This window comes from Halomonas ventosae, from assembly GCF_004363555.1.
Taxonomy (GTDB): Bacteria; Pseudomonadota; Gammaproteobacteria; order Pseudomonadales; family Halomonadaceae; genus Halomonas; species Halomonas ventosae.
The window spans coordinates 245,790-264,777 of record NZ_SNZJ01000003.1 but is presented as its reverse complement, the minus strand read 5'-3'; the positions used below and the strand labels follow the sequence as shown (position 1 = coordinate 264,777).

General features: G+C 69.6%; 17 protein-coding genes. 3 read left to right on the top strand and 14 right to left on the bottom strand.

Annotated elements, in window-relative coordinates; genetic code table 11:
• Window positions 1-19 precede the first annotated feature (19 nt).
• On the bottom strand, window positions 20-724 hold the full coding sequence (locus DFP85_RS03990; protein WP_133635021.1) for an ABC transporter permease: 705 nt from the start codon (window positions 722-724) through the stop codon (window positions 20-22).
• 124 nt (window positions 725-848) lie between these two features.
• Between DFP85_RS03990 and DFP85_RS03985 the strand changes: the two genes are divergently transcribed.
• Window positions 849-1,751: a helix-turn-helix transcriptional regulator gene (locus tag DFP85_RS03985; protein ID WP_133635020.1), complete on the top strand. Its 903-nt coding sequence runs from the start codon at window positions 849-851 to the stop codon at window positions 1,749-1,751.
• A gap of 36 nt (window positions 1,752-1,787) precedes the next feature.
• Here DFP85_RS03985 and DFP85_RS03980 read toward each other — a convergent pair whose 3' ends face one another.
• From DFP85_RS03980 to DFP85_RS03955, 6 genes are all read right to left on the bottom strand, one after another.
• Window positions 1,788-3,080 (bottom strand): glycerophosphodiester phosphodiesterase family protein, encoded by a 1,293-nt coding sequence (locus DFP85_RS03980; RefSeq protein ID WP_133635019.1) that lies wholly within the window; start codon window positions 3,078-3,080, stop codon window positions 1,788-1,790.
• Between the two features lie 312 nt (window positions 3,081-3,392).
• On the bottom strand, window positions 3,393-3,620 hold the full coding sequence (locus DFP85_RS03975) for a hypothetical protein (protein ID WP_133635018.1): 228 nt from the start codon (window positions 3,618-3,620) through the stop codon (window positions 3,393-3,395).
• A gap of 542 nt (window positions 3,621-4,162) precedes the next feature.
• Entirely contained in the window at window positions 4,163-5,530 is a 1,368-nt protein-coding gene (locus tag DFP85_RS03970; protein WP_133635017.1) for a flavin-containing monooxygenase, read from the bottom strand.
• Entirely contained in the window at window positions 5,527-6,087 is a 561-nt protein-coding gene (locus DFP85_RS03965) for an OsmC family protein (protein WP_208108441.1), read from the bottom strand. The genes DFP85_RS03970 and DFP85_RS03965 overlap by 4 nt, the downstream gene beginning before the upstream one ends.
• Window positions 6,088-6,192: 105 nt before the next feature.
• Complete coding sequence (locus tag DFP85_RS03960; RefSeq protein WP_133635016.1) at window positions 6,193-6,750, bottom strand: DUF4242 domain-containing protein; 558 nt, start codon at window positions 6,748-6,750, stop codon at window positions 6,193-6,195.
• Entirely contained in the window at window positions 6,747-9,059 is a 2,313-nt protein-coding gene (locus tag DFP85_RS03955) for an ATP-binding protein (protein WP_133635015.1), read from the bottom strand. Before DFP85_RS03955 ends, DFP85_RS03960 begins: the two co-directional genes overlap by 4 nt.
• Window positions 9,060-9,224: 165 nt before the next feature.
• Here DFP85_RS03955 and cysK point away from each other — a divergent pair, with 165 nt between their 5' ends.
• Both cysK and DFP85_RS03945 read left to right on the top strand, forming a co-directional pair.
• On the top strand, window positions 9,225-10,724 hold the full coding sequence (gene cysK, locus DFP85_RS03950) for a cysteine synthase A (protein WP_133635014.1): 1,500 nt from the start codon (window positions 9,225-9,227) through the stop codon (window positions 10,722-10,724).
• A gap of 17 nt (window positions 10,725-10,741) precedes the next feature.
• On the top strand, window positions 10,742-11,368 hold the full coding sequence (locus DFP85_RS03945) for a carboxymuconolactone decarboxylase family protein (RefSeq protein WP_133635013.1): 627 nt from the start codon (window positions 10,742-10,744) through the stop codon (window positions 11,366-11,368).
• 7 nt (window positions 11,369-11,375) lie between these two features.
• Here the strand turns inward: DFP85_RS03945 and DFP85_RS03940 are convergent, their stop codons facing one another.
• From DFP85_RS03940 to DFP85_RS03910, 7 genes are all read right to left on the bottom strand, one after another.
• Window positions 11,376-11,720: a Na+/H+ antiporter subunit G gene (locus DFP85_RS03940; protein WP_243737194.1), complete on the bottom strand. Its 345-nt coding sequence runs from the start codon at window positions 11,718-11,720 to the stop codon at window positions 11,376-11,378.
• Window positions 11,717-11,986: a K+/H+ antiporter subunit F gene (locus tag DFP85_RS03935; RefSeq protein ID WP_133635012.1), complete on the bottom strand. Its 270-nt coding sequence runs from the start codon at window positions 11,984-11,986 to the stop codon at window positions 11,717-11,719. Before DFP85_RS03935 ends, DFP85_RS03940 begins: the two co-directional genes overlap by 4 nt.
• Complete coding sequence (locus tag DFP85_RS03930; RefSeq protein ID WP_133635011.1) at window positions 11,983-12,489, bottom strand: Na+/H+ antiporter subunit E; 507 nt, start codon at window positions 12,487-12,489, stop codon at window positions 11,983-11,985. The genes DFP85_RS03935 and DFP85_RS03930 overlap by 4 nt, the downstream gene beginning before the upstream one ends.
• Window positions 12,486-14,009, bottom strand: coding sequence for a monovalent cation/H+ antiporter subunit D (locus DFP85_RS03925; RefSeq protein ID WP_133635010.1), 1,524 nt, complete (start codon window positions 14,007-14,009; stop codon window positions 12,486-12,488). The genes DFP85_RS03930 and DFP85_RS03925 overlap by 4 nt, the downstream gene beginning before the upstream one ends.
• Complete coding sequence (locus DFP85_RS03920) at window positions 14,006-14,344, bottom strand: Na+/H+ antiporter subunit C (RefSeq protein WP_133635009.1); 339 nt, start codon at window positions 14,342-14,344, stop codon at window positions 14,006-14,008. Before DFP85_RS03920 ends, DFP85_RS03925 begins: the two co-directional genes overlap by 4 nt.
• Window positions 14,344-17,139 (bottom strand): monovalent cation/H+ antiporter subunit A, encoded by a 2,796-nt coding sequence (locus DFP85_RS03915; RefSeq protein WP_133635008.1) that lies wholly within the window; start codon window positions 17,137-17,139, stop codon window positions 14,344-14,346. Before DFP85_RS03915 ends, DFP85_RS03920 begins: the two co-directional genes overlap by 1 nt.
• Window positions 17,140-17,476: 337 nt before the next feature.
• The gene (locus tag DFP85_RS03910) at window positions 17,477-18,922 is read right to left on the bottom strand and encodes a GntP family permease (protein WP_133635007.1); all 1,446 of its coding nucleotides are present in this window, start codon (window positions 18,920-18,922) and stop codon (window positions 17,477-17,479) included.
• Window positions 18,923-18,988: the final 66 nt, after the last annotated feature.

The following is an 18,988-nucleotide window of genomic DNA, read 5'->3' as shown; positions in this document are numbered from 1 at the left end:
GGGAGCCGCCTGAGGTCGTTCATCCCAGCCGCCTCCGCGCCGTCTCGCCCACCAGGTGGGCGGCAGCGTTGACCAGCGCGACCAGCCCGAGCAGCACGATGCCCAGCCCCAGCGCCAGGGGCAGGTTGCCCTTGCTGGTCTCCAGCACGATGGCGGTGGTCATCACCCGGGTGACGCCGTCGATGTTGCCGCCGACGATCATCACCGCCCCGACCTCGGCGCTGGCCCGACCGAAGCCGGCAAGCATCACGGTCGTCAGGCCGAAGCGGGCATCCCACAGCAGGGTCGGGATGCGGCGCGCCAGCGTCACGCCCATGGAGGTGAGCTGCTCGCGGTAGTCGCCATGGAGCTCCTCGACCTGCTGGCGGGTCAGGGCGGCGATGATCGGCAGCACCAGGATCACCTGGGCGATCACCATGGCGCCGGGGGTGAAGAGCAGGCCGAACTCGCCCAGCGGCCCGGCCCGGGAGAGCAGCAGGTAGACCGCCAGCCCGGCGACCACCGGCGGCAGCCCCATCAGCGCATTGAGGATCACGATCACCGCCCCGCGGCCGGGAAAGCGCCACAGCGCCAGGGCCGCGCCCAGCGGCAGGGCGATCAGCGCGGCGATCAGCACGGCGGATAGCGAGACCTGCAGCGACAGCGCCACGATCCCGATGAGGTCGGGGTCGCGCCCGAGGATCAGGGCCAGGGCGGTCTGGAAGGCGTTGGCATCGTCGGACATCGTGTGCTCCTGCGGTCTCCCTGCATCATGTGCGTTAATACGCACAGACGCATCCAACGCAGTAATTCATGCAGTGTTATGCAGGATAATGACAGTTCTAGCAGCGCCACGAGGGCCTTGCCGCATGGAGACCGACCGGGGGAGTGCAGCCCGTACCTACCTGACCACCGCCGAGGTGGCCGACTACCTGCGCCTCAAGGAGCGCAAGGTCTACGACCTGGTGCGCCAGGGGGCGATGCCCTGCGTGCGGGTTACCGGCAAGCTGCTCTTCCCGCGCCAGAGCATCGACCTCTGGCTGATGAACCACCTGGAGGGCGACCGGGCCAGCAGTCGACCGGTGCCCGTGGTGCTGGCGGGCAGCCAGGATCCGCTGCTGGAGTGGGCGGTGCGCGAGAGCGGGGCGGGGCTGGCGCTGCTCTGCCACGGCAGCGGCGACGGGGTTCGGCGGCTGCTGGCCGGCGAGGCGATGGTGGCCGGGCTGCACCTGCTGGACGAACAAAGCGGTGGCTACAACCGGCCCGAGGCGCTGGGGCTCTCCGGCATGCGCGACCTGGTGACGGTGCGCTGGGCGACGCGGCGCCAGGGGTTGCTGCTGGCGCCGGACAATCCTCTGGGCATCACCGGCCTGGAGGACCTGGCCGGGGAGGCGGTGTGGCTGGCCCATCGACAGCCTGATGCCGGGGCCCAGCGGCTGCTGACCTGGCTGCTGGCCCGGGCGGGGATCGAGGCCAGACGGCTGCGTTTCACCCCTCACCCGTCGCTCAACGAGGACGACCTGGCACTGGCGATCCGCCAGGGCGAGGCGGACGCCGGGCTCGGGGTCGAGGCGGCGGCCCGCCGGCAGGGGCTGGCCTTCGTGCCGCTGCATGAGGAGGCCTTCGACCTGGCCCTGCGGCGGCGCAGTTACTTCGAGCCGCCGATCCAGCGGCTGCTCGCCTTCGCCCGGGAGGCGCGCTTCGCCGAACGGGCCGAGGCGCTGGGCGGCTACGACATCGGCGAACTCGGGTGGGTGGTCTACAACGCCTGAGCAAGGCCCGCGCTGGACGCGGCCCGGTGGTTGAGCTCAGCCCCTGGCGTTCATGCAGTTGTCGTAGAAGGTGACGGTGGCGGGCCAGTCGCTGAACAGGCCGATGATGCCGACGTCGCGGGCGAGCACGTCGAGGGTGAGCAGCTTGTCACCGTCGTTGTCGATCACGTCATCCGTGGTGCTGTGATACCACTCGCCGTCCTTGGCCAGCGGCCCGGAGCGCTCGAAGGTCCAGGCGATGAGGTCGAGCCCGGCCGCCTTGGCGCGCTCGGCATAGACAGAGGGGACAATGCGGCTCTCGACGTCACTCGCTTCGGGGTTGGAGGCCAGCAGCATCCACATCGGCGGGGCGAGGATCTTCACGCCTTGCTCGGCCAGCTCCTCCATGCTCGGTGACCAGGTGGCGGGGTCGGTGTGATCGAAGTCGTCCTGGCTGTAGCGGTCGTCGAGGTAGACGGCCTGATTGCCGAACTCGGGCGCGTTGTCGACCCAGTAGCGCACGTCGTCCAGATTGAACGACTGGACGTAGACGTCGCTCGCCGGTATGTCAGCCGCTCGGTACTCGTCGATCATCTTCCGGGCGTAGTCGGCCTGGCTCATGCCGTGGAAGGGCATCTCGACGCTCGGTGCCTTGAGTTCCGGGGTCATCTTCACGCCCAGCCCCTTGAACAGCTCGATGCTTTCCGCGTGGGTCATCAAGGTGCCGCGAGAGTCGTAGAGGTCCGTACGCCAGCCGGGGGTGCCGGCGAGGTAGGCCTCGATGCTGCTCGCCTCGGTGTTGACGCCTTCCATCTTGCCCTCGAGCGTGCGGAATTCCGCCAGGCTGATATCGCTGGTGCAGCACTGGATGTCCGCTGCATTGGTCAGCTCACCCGCCTCGTTGAAGGCCGGTGGCACGCTGCACTTCTGTGCCAGGTCGGTGGCGACGATATTGGTGGTGGAGTGGAGGTCGCACTGGGAGTGGCGGCAGACGAGCGCCTGGTCGGCGGTAAAGGTGACGTCACACTCGAGGATGCCGGCCCCCATCTGGGCGCCGGCCAGGTAGGATTCGCGAGTGTGTTCGGGGAACTGCATGGGCGCGCCGCGGTGGCCGATGCTGAAGTCGCTGCGCTGCCAGTCTTCGGTGCTGGCGGCGCAGCGCATGAGCTCGGCCTTGAGATCACTTGAGCGCTGGGTCTCTTCGTCCATGTCCTGAACCAGAAAGAGCGGACGAGGACCGAGGGTGACGTGGCTGGCGGCGGTGACCTCGTCCTCGGCGGCGACGGTCGCGGGGGCGAGCAGCAGCAGTATCAGGCTGACGAGGATGAGGATAGAGGGGCGTGGTTTCATGGTCACCTCGCGCTTCTTCTTTGATGGAAAGGAGGGGGCTCACCTGTCCAGCATGCCCGATGAGGTGTGACCACAGGGTGACATCCGCGTGTCGGGCAGGCCGGGTCTCTCAGCGTAGAACATCTGGCGGACCGGGACGGTGCTGCCCGCAGCCGACGCCCATGGGTCGGGCGGCCTACAACACCTGAAACGCGCATGCCCAACGCCACAGGAAGACGCCACGACTCGATGGCGAGCCGTGGCGGTGAAATGAGGTGCTGCTTTTCTATCATGGTCCTTATCGGGATGGCGATTGATATCCATCGCTGGGTATCAGTGCCACCAGGGCTCGGGGGACATGACGGACACGGGTTCCGCTCTCGCGCCCGTGGTGCGCGTTCCCATCTTTTGCTGCATTGTCGTGGGTACCACGGTGGATGTATTCGCCTTTTCATCAAGGCGTTTCATGCGCTCTTCCAGATACACCGAGTCTGCCGCCATGACGGGAGGGATGGATAGCAGTGCGATGATCAGGGCCGAGCTGAATGCCATGAGTTTCATGGTCATTGCCTCGTCAAGGTATCGAGGCAGTAACGGTCATCGGTCGCCGATCCTGGGTGCCGAGTGACGCCCCGATACCGGGGTGAATCCTACGGCGCCATGCCTTGCCGGTAAGCACCGTGCCGTCGGCCAGGTGGATCTCGAGGGGGGCAAGGAAAGTGTCCCTGCAGGACATGCGGGTACATCAGAAGGAGAAGTTCACCGCCTGTGAGCAGGGTCTTGTGATCGCCGTCAGGGGAGGTCTGGCTTGGGCTTTTTAATTGTAGCTCATGGCGGGTAAACCTTATCGTTTCGATGTGAGATTTTTATTCATTGTATGGGGCACCTGGATGGACTCCGGATGTAAAAGACGGCTGGCCATCTGGCCATTGACAGGCCTGATGGATTCGCCGGGAATAAGTTAATCGCGGAAGGAAAGACCGGCCACGTCGTCCCTTTAATGACGCTTCGTCAGCTGGGAGGTGTCCTGCCAGCACAGGCCGGGTACTGGCAGGCGAGTGAAGGGGGGGAGCGCCCCCTCGTGCGGTGCCATTCGCGTTGTCTTACGCATCAAGATGGCAATGTGCGATGGGACTATCCTCGGCCTTGTTGGAAGGCCCATCAAGGATCGTGCCATGGCGCGCTCTGGCACGCTGGCGCTGTCCCCGGGCCAACCAGGCGGCGAGGTGGTCGCAGAGCTCCCGGGCGTCGTCGTCTACCCCGTGGATGAAGCTCGACTTACGCCGGCGCAGGAACGGCAGGCCCAGCACGTAGAGCCCCGGGGCGTCGACCACGCCGCCGTGATGGCGCAGCTGCCCCTTGCGGTCGAGCACCGGCACCTGCAGCCAGCGGTAGTCGGGGCGATAGCCGGTGGCCCACAGCACGGTGCGGATCCCGCCATCAGCGAGGTCGAGCCCCAGGCAGGGGGCGTCCGGCAGGCGGGTCGGCGGGAAGCGCTGCGGCGGCTCGAGACAGCCATCCAGCCCGCGGGTCCGCGCCCAGGCATCGAGCGTGTCGAGCAGTCGTCCCAGTTTGAGGTCCGCCGCGGCGCAGTGGGCCGACAGCGAGCCGGAGAACTGCAGCCGGGTCTCATGCAGCCCCACCAGCCGGCCGACCAGCCTGACGCCCCGCGCGCTCAGGGCATTCAGGTCCAGGGTGGCAGGGGCGTCGCCGCCGGCCAGCTGTGGCGAGGGCAGGCGGCGGGCCCGCCCGATGTCGTCCACCTCGTCGAAGCGCTGGTCGTGGATGCCGGCCGCGTCCAGCCACCACTGGATGTCCCGGCCCCGGTAGCGGCGCGGCAGGCGCACGTGCTCGCCCACCGAGAGGGTCACCGCATGGCCGGCGCGCTGGAGCTCGTCGGCGAGCTGCAGTCCGCTGGCCGAGGCTCCCACCACCAGCACGCCGCCCGGTGCCAGCTGGCCCGGGTGGCGATAGTCCCGCGCCGTCAGCTGGTCCACCGATGCCGGTAGTGCCTTGGCCAGGGGAGGGACCACGGGCAGGTTGAAGGCGCCGCTGGCGATCACCACCGCCCGGCAGCGCCACTCGCTCCGTTCGGTGATGACCCGGTAGCCGTCGTCGGCCTGCCGCACCGAGCGCACCGTGGTGCCGGCCTGCACCGGGGCCGAGAGTCGCCGCGCATAGTCGCGCAGGAAGTCGACCACCTGGGGCATGGTCATGAAGCCGTCCGGGTCGGGCCCCGCATAGCGGAGCCCGGGTAGCCGGCATTGCCAGTTGGGGGTCAGCAGCCTGAGCGACTCCCATCGCTCATGGCGCCACGCGTTGCCTACCTCGCCACGTTCCAGCAGCACATGCTCGATGCCGGCCCGGCCGAGGTAGTGGCTCATGGCGAGCCCGGCCTGCCCCGCGCCGATGACCACCACGGTCACGGCGCGGGTCGGGCGGGGCCGCCGTCCGGGACGAGCGTCGCTCATTTCACCTGCACCGAGACGTGGGTGGGATTGGTGAGGATGTCGTAGACCGCCGAGCGCTTCTGCGACTGGGCGACCAGGGCCTCGACCTCCTCGCGGGTGGCGTCGGCATCGATCTCGAAGGTGACGCGGACGTCGTCGAAGCCGTTGCGCACGTCGCGGTCCATGCCGAGGATCCCCTGGATGTCCATGTCGCCCTCCAGGCGGGCGCGCACCGAGTTGAGCTGGATGCCGCGGTGCTGGGCGACGGCGGCAACACCGGCGCTCAGGCAGCCGGCAAGGCCCACCAGCACGTACTCCACGGGGGTGGGGCCATGGTCCTCGGAGGCGAAGACCTCGGGGTGGTCGGTATCAAAGGCGAAGCGGGTCTTGTGCTGCTGCTCCTCGCCGAGGCCGTGGAAGCCCTCGACGGTGGCGCGGCTGTGGGTACCCATCACCCAGTCGCAGCTGGCGCGCCAGGTGAAGCGGGCGGCCTCGGGGGCCTGGGACAGGGCCTCGCGGGCGCCCAGCAGGGCGGTGACGTTGACGCCGTTGTCGATCTCGCGGATGGCGGTCTGCATGGTGGTCTCTCCTCGGGGTTGTCGTTGTATGACGGGTGGGCTCACCCGTCAGGCACGAATGTGCGACCGGCACGTGGGAGCCGGCGTGGGAGAGGCCGTGGTTTTTCAGGCGGCGGGCGTGGAATCGGCGGGGAGGCCGGGGAGGATCGCCTGGAAGGCCCAGACGCGCTCCAGCGGCATGCCGGCCTGGTGCTGGGCGAGGCGCACCGACTCGGCATCGGGGGCCCTGTACAGGCAGAGCATGCGTCGGGCGTCCCGTGAGAAGAAGGTGCGCACGAAGCGCACCCGGTGGTTCTGCAGGCAGGCCGCGCCGGCATCCTCGCGGGCCTGGATCGCGTCGAGGCTGACCGGCGTGGCGAAGGCGCGCTCCACCAGCACGTTGGCCGCGGCGAGCCTGCCGGCGTCGAGTCCCGGCGCGTCGTGGACCGTGCCGGGCCAGAGGATTGTGACCTCGGCACCGGCCTGGCGCAGGGCAAGGCGCGCGGACTCGACATCGGGGGCACGGAAGCGGCAGACCATGCGTCGGCCGTCCCGCGCCAGCAGGCTGCCTTGCCAGGCGACCCGGTGAAGGACGAAGCAGCTCTCCGCTGCCTCCGACAGCGTCATGACCAGCTCGGCGCTGAGCGGTGTCGCGAAGAGACGCTCCAGGAAGAGCTCGATCATGCGGTGTCCTCCGGCCGGGTGTCGGCCAGCAGGGTCGCCGACCTGAGCCGTGCCCAGCGGGCGACCGGCCGCCGGGCGAACTCGGCCGCCGCCTGGGCGTGGTGCCGGTGCGCGTCGATCTCCCCGATGGCTCGGTGGGCCTCGGCCAGCACGCCATGGGCGAGCAGCTGCTCGGTGGTACGCTCCAGGGTCCGGGCGTGGGTCAGGGCCTCCCCGGCCCGGGCGATGGCGTCGAGGGCTCGCCCGCGTTCTAGGTCGAGCCGGGCGGCATGGATCAGCAGGCAGCAGAGCCGGTGCCTGGCGTCGGCATCACGCAGGTTCGCCAGGGCGGCTTCCAGGGTGGGCGACTGGTCCTCCAGGGCCTGGTCCTCAATTGCATAGCGGCAGAGCGCCAGGGCGGCACAGGCAAAGGGGGCCTCGCTGCCCTCGCGCAGCTTTGCACCGATCGCGGCCAGGATACCCGCGCGTTCCAGGGCCTCGGGGAAGTGGCTGCGCTCGAGCTCCAGCATCAGCAGGCCCTCGTTGGCCTGGAACTCGCCGAGCCGATCGCCGCTGGCCTTGCACAGGGTCCGCGCCTCCTTGAAGTGTCCCTCCGCCTCGTCCAGCAGGTTGTCGTGGAAGCGCATCAGGGCCAGCGCCATGGGGATGGCGGGGTGACTCAGCCGCTGCCGGTCGGCCAGCGCGCGGGCGTCGTCGAGCATGGCAGCGGCCCGGTCCAGGTCACGCTCCAGCATCGCCAGGCACTTCGCCGTCTCCGCCATGGCGACGACCTGGTCCCGGTCGTCGGCACTGTGGGTGACCCGCTCGGCCTGCAGCGCCTCCGCGTGGGCATCCCGCCACTGGCCATGGGACCAGCGGAGCTGGCTGGCGAGTTGGTAGCCGAGCCGCGCATGGGCGAGGGCACCATGTTCCAGGGCCTGTTCGGCGAGGGTCACCAGTTCCCTGGCCGTGTCCTGCCAGTCCGCCAGGGGGGCGGCATGCAGCATCACGTCGCGCAGCTCGAGCAGCAGGCAGACCCGGCGGGCGCCGGTGAGTCGCTCGGCCATCTCGACGCCGTGGCGGGCGAGGTTCAGGGCCTCGTCGTTGGCGAAGAAGCGCAGGCAGGCGCGTCCTGCCGCGACCAGGGCCTCGGCGGCCAGCGCCGGGTCACCGCTGCGTCGGGCGTGGTGGGCCAGCTCGGCGGCGCTGTCGAGGTCGAGGTGGGCATCACCGAGCCGCTGCTCGGCGACATGGCGGTGCATCAGCTGGCGCCGCGCCGGGGAGATCGCCTCATAGAGGCGGCGCGGCAGGTCGTCATCGGCGAAGCACAGCCCGTGCTCGGTGGCCTGCAGCAGGCCGCGTCGCTCGGCGACCTCGAGGGCCGCACCGATGCGCGGGGCTTCGAGTCCGCTGAGTCGGGCCAGGACGGCGACATTCGGGCAGGCGCCCAGCAGCGCGGCCCAGCGCAACACCTCCAGCGGCTCGCCTTCGAGAGGCTTTGCCTCCAGTGAAGTCGGTGCCATGTCCAGGGGAGTCGCCGGCGAGGAGGCCGCCGCCGGCGACGGCGCCTCGTTGTCCTGAGAGGGCAGCGGGGAGGCGGTGGCGGGATGGACGGCCGGCACCCGCCGGGCGCGCAGCAGGGCGCCGCTCGAGGGAATGCCGGCCTCGCTGAGCAGTCGCAGACCAAGCCGGTAGTGCTGCTCCGCTTCCCGGGGGCGGTTGAGGGCCATCAGCAGCCGGATCAGGCGGGCGCGGGCCTCCTCGTCGAAGGGCGCCAGCCGGACCAGCGCATGGGCATGGATCAGGGCCCGCTCGGGGACGTCGGCCAGGCGATTGACCAGCGTCGAGAGCAGCGCGATCTGGGCCCGCAGGGCGCGTTCCCGCTCGGCCAGGCACCAGCTGTGGAAGTCGTTGAAGTTCGATAGCTCGAGCCCCTGCAGGAAGGGGCCGCGATAGCGGGCGGCGATGCGCTCCAGGTGGGCGATCTCCTCCTGCTCGAGACCCTCCCCCTGGACGCCGTGCAGGGCCAGGAGGTCGACATCCAGGTCGCCGGTATCGAGCGCCGCGCCGAGGCGGTCGGCGATGATGCGCGTCCGGCCCGGCTCGTCCACTAGTCGGCGCAGTTTCGACAGGCTCCAGCGCAGCGAGCCGCGGGGGTCGTCGGGAATCTCCCACAGCAGGTCGCAGAGGTGCTCGCGACAGAGGGGGCGGCCATTCACTGCCAGGTAGGCCAGCAGGGCGCGGGTCTTCCTCGACGGCGGGAGGGTCAGCACCCGACCATCCCGAACCACCTCGAGATCGCCGAGCACGTTGAGGGTCAGTGCGTTCATCGCCTGCCCCCTCCCAGGAGAGAGACCACTCTTGAGTATAGCGCGCCTGGCGGCTGCGCCCGTGGGGCGCGACCGGAAAATACCACGCTGGCTACCACGCCCGCTCCCTCGACGCCGGCACAGGCTGACCCTGCAAGGCACAGATCCCCACCGAGGAGGAGCGACATGGCTCGCTACGACAGTATCCTGGACACCATCGGCCGCACGCCGCTGGTGCGGCTCGACCGTCTCGCCCCCGACGGGGTGAACCTCTACGTGAAGCTCGAGGCGTTCAATCCCATGGGCTCCGTCAAGGACCGCATGGCCCTGGCCGTCATCGAGCAGGCGGAGCGTGACGGCGCGCTGCGCCCCGGCCAGACGGTGATCGAGGCGACCAGCGGCAACACCGGCATCGGGCTTGCCATGGTCTGCGCGCGCAAGGGCTATCCGCTGGTGGTGACCATGGCGGAGAGCTTCAGCGTGGAGCGGCGCAAGCTGCTGCGCTTCCTGGGGGCCAGGGTGGTGCTTACCCCGGCGGCCGAGAAGGGCACCGGCATGCTCAACAAGGCGGTGGAGCTGGCCGAGCGCCATGGCTATTTCCTCTGCCGGCAGTTCGAGAACGAGGCCAACGCCGAGGTGCACTCGCGGACCACGGCCCGGGAGATCCTCGACGACTTCCGCGGGGACTCCCTGCACGCCTGGGTGACCGGCTTCGGCACGGGGGGCACCCTCAAGGGGGTGGCCAGGGTGCTCAAGCACGCGGATCCGGCGACTCGCGTGGTCGTCGCCGAGCCCGACAACGCCGCCCTGCTGGGCAGCGGCATCGCGCAGCCGCGGGATGCCCGCGGTGGCCCCTCGGCCAGCCATCCGCGCTTCCGTCCCCACCTGATGCAGGGCTGGAGCCCGGATTTCATCTCGCGGCTCACCGAGGACGCTCTGGCGGCGCAGCATGTCGACGAGGTGGTGCCGGTGGCGGGCGACGAGGCGCTGCGGCTGTCCCGCGAACTGGCCCGCCGCGAGGGCATCTTCGTCGGCATCTCCAGCGGGGCCACCCTGGCCGCCGCGCTGGACGTGGCACGCCGTTCACCGCCCGGCAGCAACATCGTCTGCATGCTGCCGGACACCGGCGAGCGCTACCTCTCCACCCCGTTGTTCGACGGCATCGGCGAGGCGATGAGCGACGAGGAGCTTGCCCTGTCGCGCTCCACGCCGGGCTACCGCTTCGATGCCCCCGCGGCGCCACCCCGCCCGGCGGAGGCGACGCCCGCGGCGCCGGTGGCGCTGGACCCCGAGGCCGAACGCTTCGTCGACGAGACCGTGGCCACCGAGCCGGTGGTGATGTTCGCCCTGGAGTGGTGCGAGTTCTGCTGGTCGGTGCGCAAGCTCTTCGCGCGCCTGGGGATCGACTACCGCAGCGTCGACCTCGACGCGGTGGCCTACCAGGCAGAGGACCTGGGCGGCAGGATCCGCGCGGTACTGGCCGAGCGCACCGGGGCCACCACCATCCCGCGGATCTTCGTCGGCGGCGAGGCGATCGGCGGCTGCACCGAGCTCTTCGATGCCTGGCGGGACGGCTCGCTGGGCCGGCTGATGGAGGCGCGCGGCATCGCCTATCGCCGCGATGTGGAGCTCGACCCCTATGAGCTGCTGCCGCGGTGGCTGCACCCCCGCACCAGCGCGGCATGACCGGGAGGCACGACGAGATGAGCTTCATCGACACGATTGCACTCGAGCAGGCCTCGGGCGAGGTGCAGGCGATGTATCGGCGGCAGCAGGCCCACTTCGGCTACCTGCCCAACTATGCCCGGGTGTTCTGCCATCGCCCCGAGGTGATGGCGAACTGGGCGGCCCTGCTGGCGAGCATCCGGCGTCACGTCGACCCGCGCCGCTTCGAGCTCGTGACCCTGGCCGCGGCCCGGGCGCTGGGCAACTCCTACTGCGCGCTGGCCCACGGCCAGGCGCTGGCGGGGCTGGTGGGCACGCCGCAGCTGCAGGCGCTCCTCGAGGGCCGGGACACGCTCGACGCGGCCGAGCGGGAGATGATGGCCCTGGCCGCGAAGGTGGCCGATGACGCCGCCGGCGTGACCCAGGCCGACATCGACCGCCTGCGGGCACACGGGTTCGTCGATGACGAGATCTTCGACATCGTGGCCGTGGCCGCCGCGCGGGCCTTCTTCACCAAGGTGCTGGACGGCCTCGGTGCCCAGGCCGATGTCGCCTACCGGGAGATGGCGCCCGAGCTGCGCGAGGCGCTCACTGTGGGGCGCCCCATCGCCGGCAGCGACGAGCGGCGGGAGATGCCCTCGGCCCAGCCGGTGGCCGAGCCGTAACGAGGGGCTACCGGTCGGGCAGGTTGCGGGTGCCCGGCACGCCCGGCAGGCGCCGGCGCAGGGCGGCCTTGCCCATCATGTGGGCGCTGACCGGGGCGGTGGCGAAGAGGAAGATCGTCACCAGCGCCTCCTGCACCGAGACGCCGTCCTGCTGGTGGCTGAAGTAGAGTAGCGAGCCGATCAGCGTACAGCCGACCCCCAGGGTGCTGGCCTTGGTGGGGCCATGCAGGCGGGTGTAGAAGTCGGGCAGCTTGGCCAGCCCCCAGGAGCCGATCAGCGCCACCAGGGCGCCGAACAGCAGGAAGGCGGCGACGACGAGCTGCAGGGGCCACGGCATGTCGATGCTGGTCATTCGATGACGTCCCCCCTCAGCAGGTACTTGCTCATGGCCACGGTGCCGACGAAGCCCATCAGCGCGATCAGCAGGGCCAGCTCGAACAGCACGCCGAGCCCCATCCGCATGTCGGCCAGCACGATCAGCGCGATGCTGTTGATCATCAGGGTATCCAGCGCCAGGATGCGGTCGACGATATCGGGGCCCACGGCCAGCCGGTAGAGGTTGAGCAGGGCGGCGACGGCGAAGAGCGCCATGGCGACCGGTATCACGAAAGCGATCATCGGAAGATCTCCTCGAGCGGCTTCTCGTAGCGTTCGCGTATGTCGGCGATGGCCTCGGCCTCGTCCTCCAGGTGCAGGGCGTGCACCAGCAGGGTGTTGGCCTCGGCGTCGTAGTGGATCGACACGGTGCCCGGCGTCAGCGAGATGGTGCTGGCCAGGATGGTGATGGCGAAGTCGTCTTCCAGGGCGAGCGGGTAGGTGAAGAAGCCCGGCCGCAGGTGGCGGGCGGGGCGCAGGATGCGCAGGGCCACCACCAGGTTGGAGCGCAGGATGTCCACCAGCAGCACCAGCAGGTAGCTCAGCAGCGGCAGGGGACGCCGGATCTTCGCCTCCTCGGGCCAGAAGCCGTGGGTCACGAAGGGAATGGCCACGCCCAGGGCCAGCCCCAGCAGGGCATGGGCCACGCTGACCTCGTTGACCATCAGCAGCCACAGCAGCGCCAGGAACAGCGAGAACAGCGGGCGCGGCAGCCAGAACTGCCGGGAACGGAACGCGGGCGTCATGGCGAGACCTCCTGGCCGGCGGCGCGGGCGTCCGGCAGCACGGCGTCGATATAGGCGTGCGGGTCGAGCAGCTGCGCGGCGGTCAGCTCGAGGTAGCCCATTACCGGTTCGCCGAACGCCGCCAGGGCACCGTTGAGGCCGACCATGGTGGCCACCAGGGTGAGCAGCCCGGGGCGCAGCGGATACGGCCTGGCCATCTCGCCCGGGCGCCAGAACCAGCTGCTGCCGGTGCGGCTGATGGCGATGACCACCAGCAGGGCCGAGGCCAGCAGTATCCCCCACAGCCACAGCCCCTGGGGCTGGCTGGCGCTGGCCTGGAGGATCCACGCCTTGCTGACGAAGCCGCTGAAGGGGGGCAGCCCCGCCATGGCGATGCCGGCGATGAAGAACAGCGTGCCCAGCACCCAGCGATGCCCGATGGGGCCGGTCGCCGAGAAGCGGTCGTAGCCCTCCTCGCGCTGCTGGCCCAGCAGGTCGGCGAGCAGGAAGAACACGGCGGCCATGCCGGTGCTGTGGATCAGGTAGAAGAGCGCGGCGCCCAGGGCGGCCGGGGTCACCAGGCTGATGGTCGCCAGCAGGGTGCCCACCGAGAGGATCACCAGGTAGGCGGTCAGGGTGCGCAGGCTGTCCGAGCCCAGCACGCCAACGCCGCCCAGCGCCAGGGTCAGCAGCGCCAGCGGCCACAGCCAGCCCCAGGCGGTCGCGGCGACCGGGGACTCGCCCAGCGCGAAGACCAGCAGGAAGACCCGCAGGATGGCGTAGACCCCGACCTTGGTCATGATGGCGAAGAGCGCGGCCACCGGGGCGCTGGCGGCCGAGTAGGCCCGCGGCAGCCAGAACAGCAGTGGCAGGATCGCCGCCTTGATGCCGAACACCACCAGCAGGATCAGGCTGGCGGCGGCGAGCAGGGGGGCATCCTCCGGCGGCGCCTCGGCCACGCGCAGCGCCAGGTCGGCCATGTTGAGGGTGCCGGTGAGGCCATAGAGGGTGCCGAGTGCGATCAGGAACAGCGCCGAGCCCGCCAGGTTGATGATCACGTAGTGCAGCCCGGCGCGGCTGCGGGCGCGGCCGCCGCCGTGCAGCAGCAGGGCGTAGGAGGCGATCAGCAGGATCTCGAAGAACACGAAGAGGTTGAAGAGGTCGCCGGTCAGGAAGGCGCCGTTGAGGCCGGCCAGCTGGAACTGGAAGAGGGCGTGGAAGTGGGCGCCACGCTGGTCGGTGCCGCCGCTGGCGTAGATCAGGCAGCACAGGCCCAGCACGGCGGTCAGTGCCAGCATCACGGCGGAGAGGCGGTCGAGCACCAGCACGATGCCGAAGGGGGCGGGCCAGTCGCCGGCATGGTAGATGAGGTGCTCGCCGCCGCCGGCGACCAGCAGGCACCAGATTCCCAGCAGCACCAGCCAGGCGGTGCTGGCGAAGCCCAGCAGGCGCTGCAGGGGGAAGGGCGCCTGGTAGAACAGCAGCTGGCCGGCGCCGGTGAGGAGCGGCAGCAGGATGGGCAGGATCAGGGCATGGTTCATGCGCGATCCTCGTCGGGGTTCTCGCCATCCACGTGGTCGTTGCGCAGCTCCACCGCGGCCTTGAGGGCCAGCACCACCACGAAGGCGGTCATGGCGAAGCCGATGACGATGGCGGTGAGCACCAGCGCCTGGGGCAACGGATCCGCGGAGCGCTCCGAGAGGCCGACGATGGCCGGCGCGCCGGCGACCAGGCGCCCCGAGGCGAACAGGTAGAGGTTGACGGCGTGGGAGAGCAGCGTCAGCCCGAGGATCACCGTGAAGGTGCGTGCGCGCAGCAGCAGGTAGACGCCGCAGCTGGTCAGCACGCCGAGCATGATCGCGTAGAGCAGTTCCATCAGCCGATCTCCTTGCCGGGGCCGGCCACGGTCATCAGCTTGCCGAGGTTGGCCAGTATCAGCAGCGTCGAGCCGACCACGGTGGCATAGACGCCGAGGTCGAAGAGCATGGCGGTGGCCAGCTCGAACTCGCCGACCAGCGGCAGGTGCAGGTGGCCGTGGGCCGAGGTGAGGAAGGGGAAGCCGAACAGCCAGCTGCCCAGGCCGGTTGCGGTTGCGATCAGCACGCCGGCGCCGATCAGCGGCCGGAAGGCGGTGAGCATGCGCGACTGGGCCCACACCAGGCCGCCCGCCATGTACTGCAGCGTCAGCGCCACCGCGGTGATCAGCCCGGCGATGAAGCCGCCGCCGGGGAGGTTGTGGCCGCGCAGGAAGATGTAGGCCGAGACCAGCAGGGCGATGGGCAGCACCAGCCGGGCCACGGTGCTGAGCATGATCGGGTGGGGCTCGGCGACCCAGTGCATGGGATTGGTCTCGACCACCCGCTCCTTGAGGTGCAGGTCGCGGGTGAAGGCGAATACCGCCAGCGCGGCGATGCCGAGCACGGTGATCTCGCCCAGGGTGTCGAAGCCGCGGAAGTCGACCAGGATCACGTTGACCACGTTGGTGCCGCCGCCCCCGGGCACGCTGTTGGCGAGGAAGAAGTCGGAGATCGTCCGGTGGGGGCGGGTCAGGATGGCGAAGCTGAAGGCCGCCACGCCGACGCCCATCAGCACGGCGATGGCCAGGTCGCGCCCCATCCGGAAGCCGGTCGAGCCCCTGGGCGAGGTCTGCGGCAGGAAGGAGAGCGCCAGCATCATGATCACCACCGCCATCACCTCCACCATCAGCTGGGTCAGGGCGAGGTCGGGGGCCGAGAAGCGGGCGAAGGTGACGGTGACGAAGAGCCCGGTGACGCCCAGCAGCAGCAGGGCCGGCAGGCGGTAGTGGTGGAAGGCCACCACGCCGATGGCGGCCAGGCAGAGCAGCACGGCTGCCAGCAGGGTCAGCGGATCGATCGGGGCGAGCGCCGCGCCACCGTGCCAGCGGGTCACGTCGCCGAGCTCCAGGCCCACCAGGACCACCACGGTGGCCATGATGAAGGTCAGGTAGCGCTGCAGCGAGCCGTTCTCGAGCTGGAAGACGCGGCGCTGGGAGAGGGCGATGGCGCTGCGCATCAGCCAGTCGAAGATCTCCTTGGCATCGACCTCGGGCAGCCGGGCATGGAGGCGGAAGAGGGGGTCGCGCCAGTGGTAGAAGAGCGCGCCGCCGGCCAGGGCGAACAGGCTCATCAGCATCGGCACCCGGCCCCCGAGGGTGGTGAAATCGAAGGGCGTCACCATGGCCTGGCGCGCCGCGGCGAAGGCGGGGTGGATCAGGCCGGCGTAGAAGGCCTCCGGGGCCAGCCCCACCAGCAGGGTGGCGAAGGCCAGCAGCGCGATGGGCGACAGCGCCGCCGCTCGCGGCGAGGCAGGGGGCCAGATCGGCAGGTCGATCGGTCGGCCGTTGAAGAAGACGTTGTGGAAGATGCGGATCGAGTAGGCCACCGAAAAGAGTCCGGCCAGGGTCACCCAGAGGGGGATGACCACCACCGCCCAGTCGGGCGCCGTGACCTGCAGGCTCTCGCCGAAGAGCATCTTCTTGCTCAGGTAGCCGCTCATCAGCGGCAGGCCGGCCATGGCGGCGGCGGAGATGGCCGAGAGCCCCATCAGTGCCGGCATGAAGCGCCACATGCCGTTGATCTTGCGCATGTCACGGGTGCCGGTGGCGCGATCCACATAGCCCGCCATCATGAACAGCGGCGCCTTGAACAGCGCATGGCAGAGCAGGTGAAAGAGCGCCGCCGCCACGGCCATGGGGGTGCCCAGCCCCAGCAGCAGCATGACCAGTCCCAGGTGGGAGACCGTGGAGTAGGCCAGCAGCCCCTTCATGTCGTGCATGAACATCGCCACGAAGGCGCCGAGCATCAGCGTCATCATGCCGGTCAGGGTGACCAGGTGGAACCACAGCGAGGTATCGCCCAGCGCTGGGTGCAGCCGGGCCACCAGGAACAGGCCCGCCTTGACCATGGTGGCGCTGTGCAGGTAAGCGGAGACCGGCGTGGGCGCCGTCATGGCGTGGGGCAGCCAGAGGTGGAAGGGGAACTGGGCCGACTTGGTGAAGGCGCCCAGCAGGATCAGGTTGAGCATCAGACCGTAGTGCTCGTGGGTGCGGATCCGGTCGCCGGCCGCCAGCACCGTGGAGAGCTCATAGCTGCCGGCGGCCTGGCCCAGCAGCACCACGCCGCCGAGCAGCGCCAGCCCGCCGCCGCCGGTGATCACCAGCGACATGCGGGCCCCGAGTCGGGCCGCATGGTCGTGGGTGTGGTAGCCGATCAGCAGGAAGGAGACCAGGCTGGTCAGTTCCCAGAAAACGAGCAGGAACAGCAGGTTCTCGGAGAGCACGATGCCCAGCATGGCCGCCATGAACAGCAGGACCAGGGTGAAGAAGCGCGCCGAGGTGTCCTTGCCCTCGAAGTAGTAGCGCGCGTAGAGCAGGATCAGGCAGCCGATCCCGGTGATCAGCAGGGCGAACAGCAGCCCCAGGCCGTCGAGGCGGAAGGCCACGTCGAGGCCCAGCGATGGCAGCCAGCTGAGCCGCTGAACCTCGGCCTCGCCGCCGCCCATGACGTGGGGCAGCCAGCTCAGCAGCAGCAGCAGGGTGAAGATGGCGGGAAGGGCGGAGACCGAGGCGAGCAGGCGTGAGGATCGCCCCCGCATCAGGGCGGGCAGGCAGGCGCCGGTCAGCGGCAGCAGGATGATCAGCGCAAGCGGCATGGGACCTGTCTCCCTGTCCAGCCTCGAGGACGAAACCTTCCCTTCACTCCACACCAGGGCCGCATGGACTACCTTGACCGGCGTCAACCGAGGCCGATGTCGTGGGAAACGCGCCGAAGGTGCCTCTCGAGATTACCTGTGCCGCCGTGCCGGGTGAAGGCCTTTGGCCGACAACCATCACCCCACCCTGCTGGACGCTGGCCACGACGTTCATCGGCCGACCCCGGATGTCGCACCCGGTGAGGCGCTCACCCTGGGCGGGCCGATTGCCGGGTGGTCCCCCAGGCAGAGCCGTTTTCCCCGTCCACCCGGTCGGCGGCTCGATGCCCCTACAGTCTCAGAACGACCCTGCCAGGCTGCCGAGGATAATCAGTAGCACCAGCGAGATGAGGGGCACCACCACGGCCACCACCGCGATATCGAGATAGGCCTGGCGGTGCGTCAGGCCACAGATGGAGAGCAGCGTGATCACCGCGCCGTTATGCGGCAGGGCATCCAGCCCGCCGGTGGCCACCGCCGTGACACGGTGCAGCAGGTCGGGCGAGATATCGGCCCCCTGGCCCATTGCCAGGTAGGTGTCGCCGAGCGTGGCCAGGGCGATGCTCATGCCACCGGAGGCCGAGCCGGTCATGCCGGCCAGCAGGTTGACCGCAATGGCGAGCGAGATCAGCGGATTGTCGCCGCCCACCGAGGTCACCCAGAGGCTGATCGTCTCGAACGCCGCCAAGGAAGCGATCACCGAGCCGAAGCCGACCAGGCTGGCGGTATTGAAGATCGGCAGCAGCGAGGCATTGGCACCGCTGTCCAGGGTGGTAGTGAGGTCCGCAAGCCGTTTCCTGTTGGTGGCAATGATGACCCCGATGGCGATCACCAGGGCGGCGATCACCGACCAGACGCCGCGCACCGAGTCGATGCTGGTCGCGCCATAAGTCGGCTCGGCAAGATACCCGGTGTCCATGGTGGGGATCACCACCGCCGTGAACAGCAGGTTCAGGGCGATGACCAGCACGATCGGCAGCAGCGCCAGCACCAGGGGAGGCAGGTCGCGGGCCTGCCTTGCCGTCACCTCGGCCAGGTCGAAGCCTTCCCCCGCCGCATGTTCCCGGAGGTGAACGGCTGCGGGTGCCGTCTCCCGGTGGTTGCCGTAGCCTTCGCCGGTCGCCCGTGCCCGGCGTGCCCGGTGGTTCAGCCAGGCCTGCCCTAGCCCCAGCATGACCAGGCCGGTGAGGATGCCCAGCCCCGGCGCGGCAAACGGCGAGGTGCCGAAATAGGGCATGGGGATGGCATTCTGGATGGCCGGCGTGCCCGGCAGCGCCGTCATGGTGAAGGTGAAGGCGCCCAGGGCGATGGTGCCGGGGATCAGCCGCTTGGGCAGGCCGGCCTGACGGAACAGTTCCGCGGCAATGGGGTAGACCGCGAAGGCCACCACGAACAGAGAGACGCCGCCGTAGGTCATCACCGCACAGGAGAGCACCACCGACAGGATGGCGCGGGTATCGCCGAGGCGCTCGACGATGGCGCCGGCCAGCACCTCGGCGCTGCCCGAGTCTTCCATCAGCTTGCCGAACACCGCCCCCAGCAGGAACAGGGGGAAGTAGCGAACGATGAAGTCGCCGGCGGCTCCCATGAAGACCTGGGTGTAGCTGGCCAGAAGCGGCGTGTCGGCCGAGACCAGAGCCACCAGTGCGGCCAGCAGCGGGGCCAGGATCAGCAGGCTGAGGCCGCGGTAGGCCAGCACCATCAAGAGCAGCAGCGCAATGGCGATCGCCGAGATACCGACCATCGATCCTTCCCCTGGTCATGTTCTGTGGGAGCGTCTTGCTGGAGGCGCTGAGCGTCTCGCTGGCCG

Excerpts from the sequence above, each read along its gene's own strand:
- DFP85_RS03990 (WP_133635021.1), bottom strand. The coding sequence starts at position 724 with ATGTCCGACGATGCCAACGCCTTCCAGACCGCCCTGGCCCTGATCCTC.
- DFP85_RS03985 (WP_133635020.1), top strand. The coding sequence starts at position 849 with ATGGAGACCGACCGGGGGAGTGCAGCCCGTACCTACCTGACCACCGCC.
- DFP85_RS03980 (WP_133635019.1), bottom strand. The coding sequence starts at position 3,080 with ATGAAACCACGCCCCTCTATCCTCATCCTCGTCAGCCTGATACTGCTG.
- DFP85_RS03975 (WP_133635018.1), bottom strand. The coding sequence starts at position 3,620 with ATGAAACTCATGGCATTCAGCTCGGCCCTGATCATCGCACTGCTATCC.
- DFP85_RS03970 (WP_133635017.1), bottom strand. The coding sequence starts at position 5,530 with ATGAGCGACGCTCGTCCCGGACGGCGGCCCCGCCCGACCCGCGCCGTG.
- DFP85_RS03965 (WP_208108441.1), bottom strand. The coding sequence starts at position 6,087 with ATGCAGACCGCCATCCGCGAGATCGACAACGGCGTCAACGTCACCGCC.
- DFP85_RS03960 (WP_133635016.1), bottom strand. The coding sequence starts at position 6,750 with ATGATCGAGCTCTTCCTGGAGCGTCTCTTCGCGACACCGCTCAGCGCC.
- DFP85_RS03955 (WP_133635015.1), bottom strand. The coding sequence starts at position 9,059 with ATGAACGCACTGACCCTCAACGTGCTCGGCGATCTCGAGGTGGTTCGG.
- cysK (WP_133635014.1), top strand. The coding sequence starts at position 9,225 with ATGGCTCGCTACGACAGTATCCTGGACACCATCGGCCGCACGCCGCTG.
- DFP85_RS03945 (WP_133635013.1), top strand. The coding sequence starts at position 10,742 with ATGAGCTTCATCGACACGATTGCACTCGAGCAGGCCTCGGGCGAGGTG.
- DFP85_RS03940 (WP_243737194.1), bottom strand. The coding sequence starts at position 11,720 with ATGACCAGCATCGACATGCCGTGGCCCCTGCAGCTCGTCGTCGCCGCC.
- DFP85_RS03935 (WP_133635012.1), bottom strand. The coding sequence starts at position 11,986 with ATGATCGCTTTCGTGATACCGGTCGCCATGGCGCTCTTCGCCGTCGCC.
- DFP85_RS03930 (WP_133635011.1), bottom strand. The coding sequence starts at position 12,489 with ATGACGCCCGCGTTCCGTTCCCGGCAGTTCTGGCTGCCGCGCCCGCTG.
- DFP85_RS03925 (WP_133635010.1), bottom strand. The coding sequence starts at position 14,009 with ATGAACCATGCCCTGATCCTGCCCATCCTGCTGCCGCTCCTCACCGGC.
- DFP85_RS03920 (WP_133635009.1), bottom strand. The coding sequence starts at position 14,344 with ATGGAACTGCTCTACGCGATCATGCTCGGCGTGCTGACCAGCTGCGGC.
- DFP85_RS03915 (WP_133635008.1), bottom strand. The coding sequence starts at position 17,139 with ATGCCGCTTGCGCTGATCATCCTGCTGCCGCTGACCGGCGCCTGCCTG.
- DFP85_RS03910 (WP_133635007.1), bottom strand. The coding sequence starts at position 18,922 with ATGGTCGGTATCTCGGCGATCGCCATTGCGCTGCTGCTCTTGATGGTG.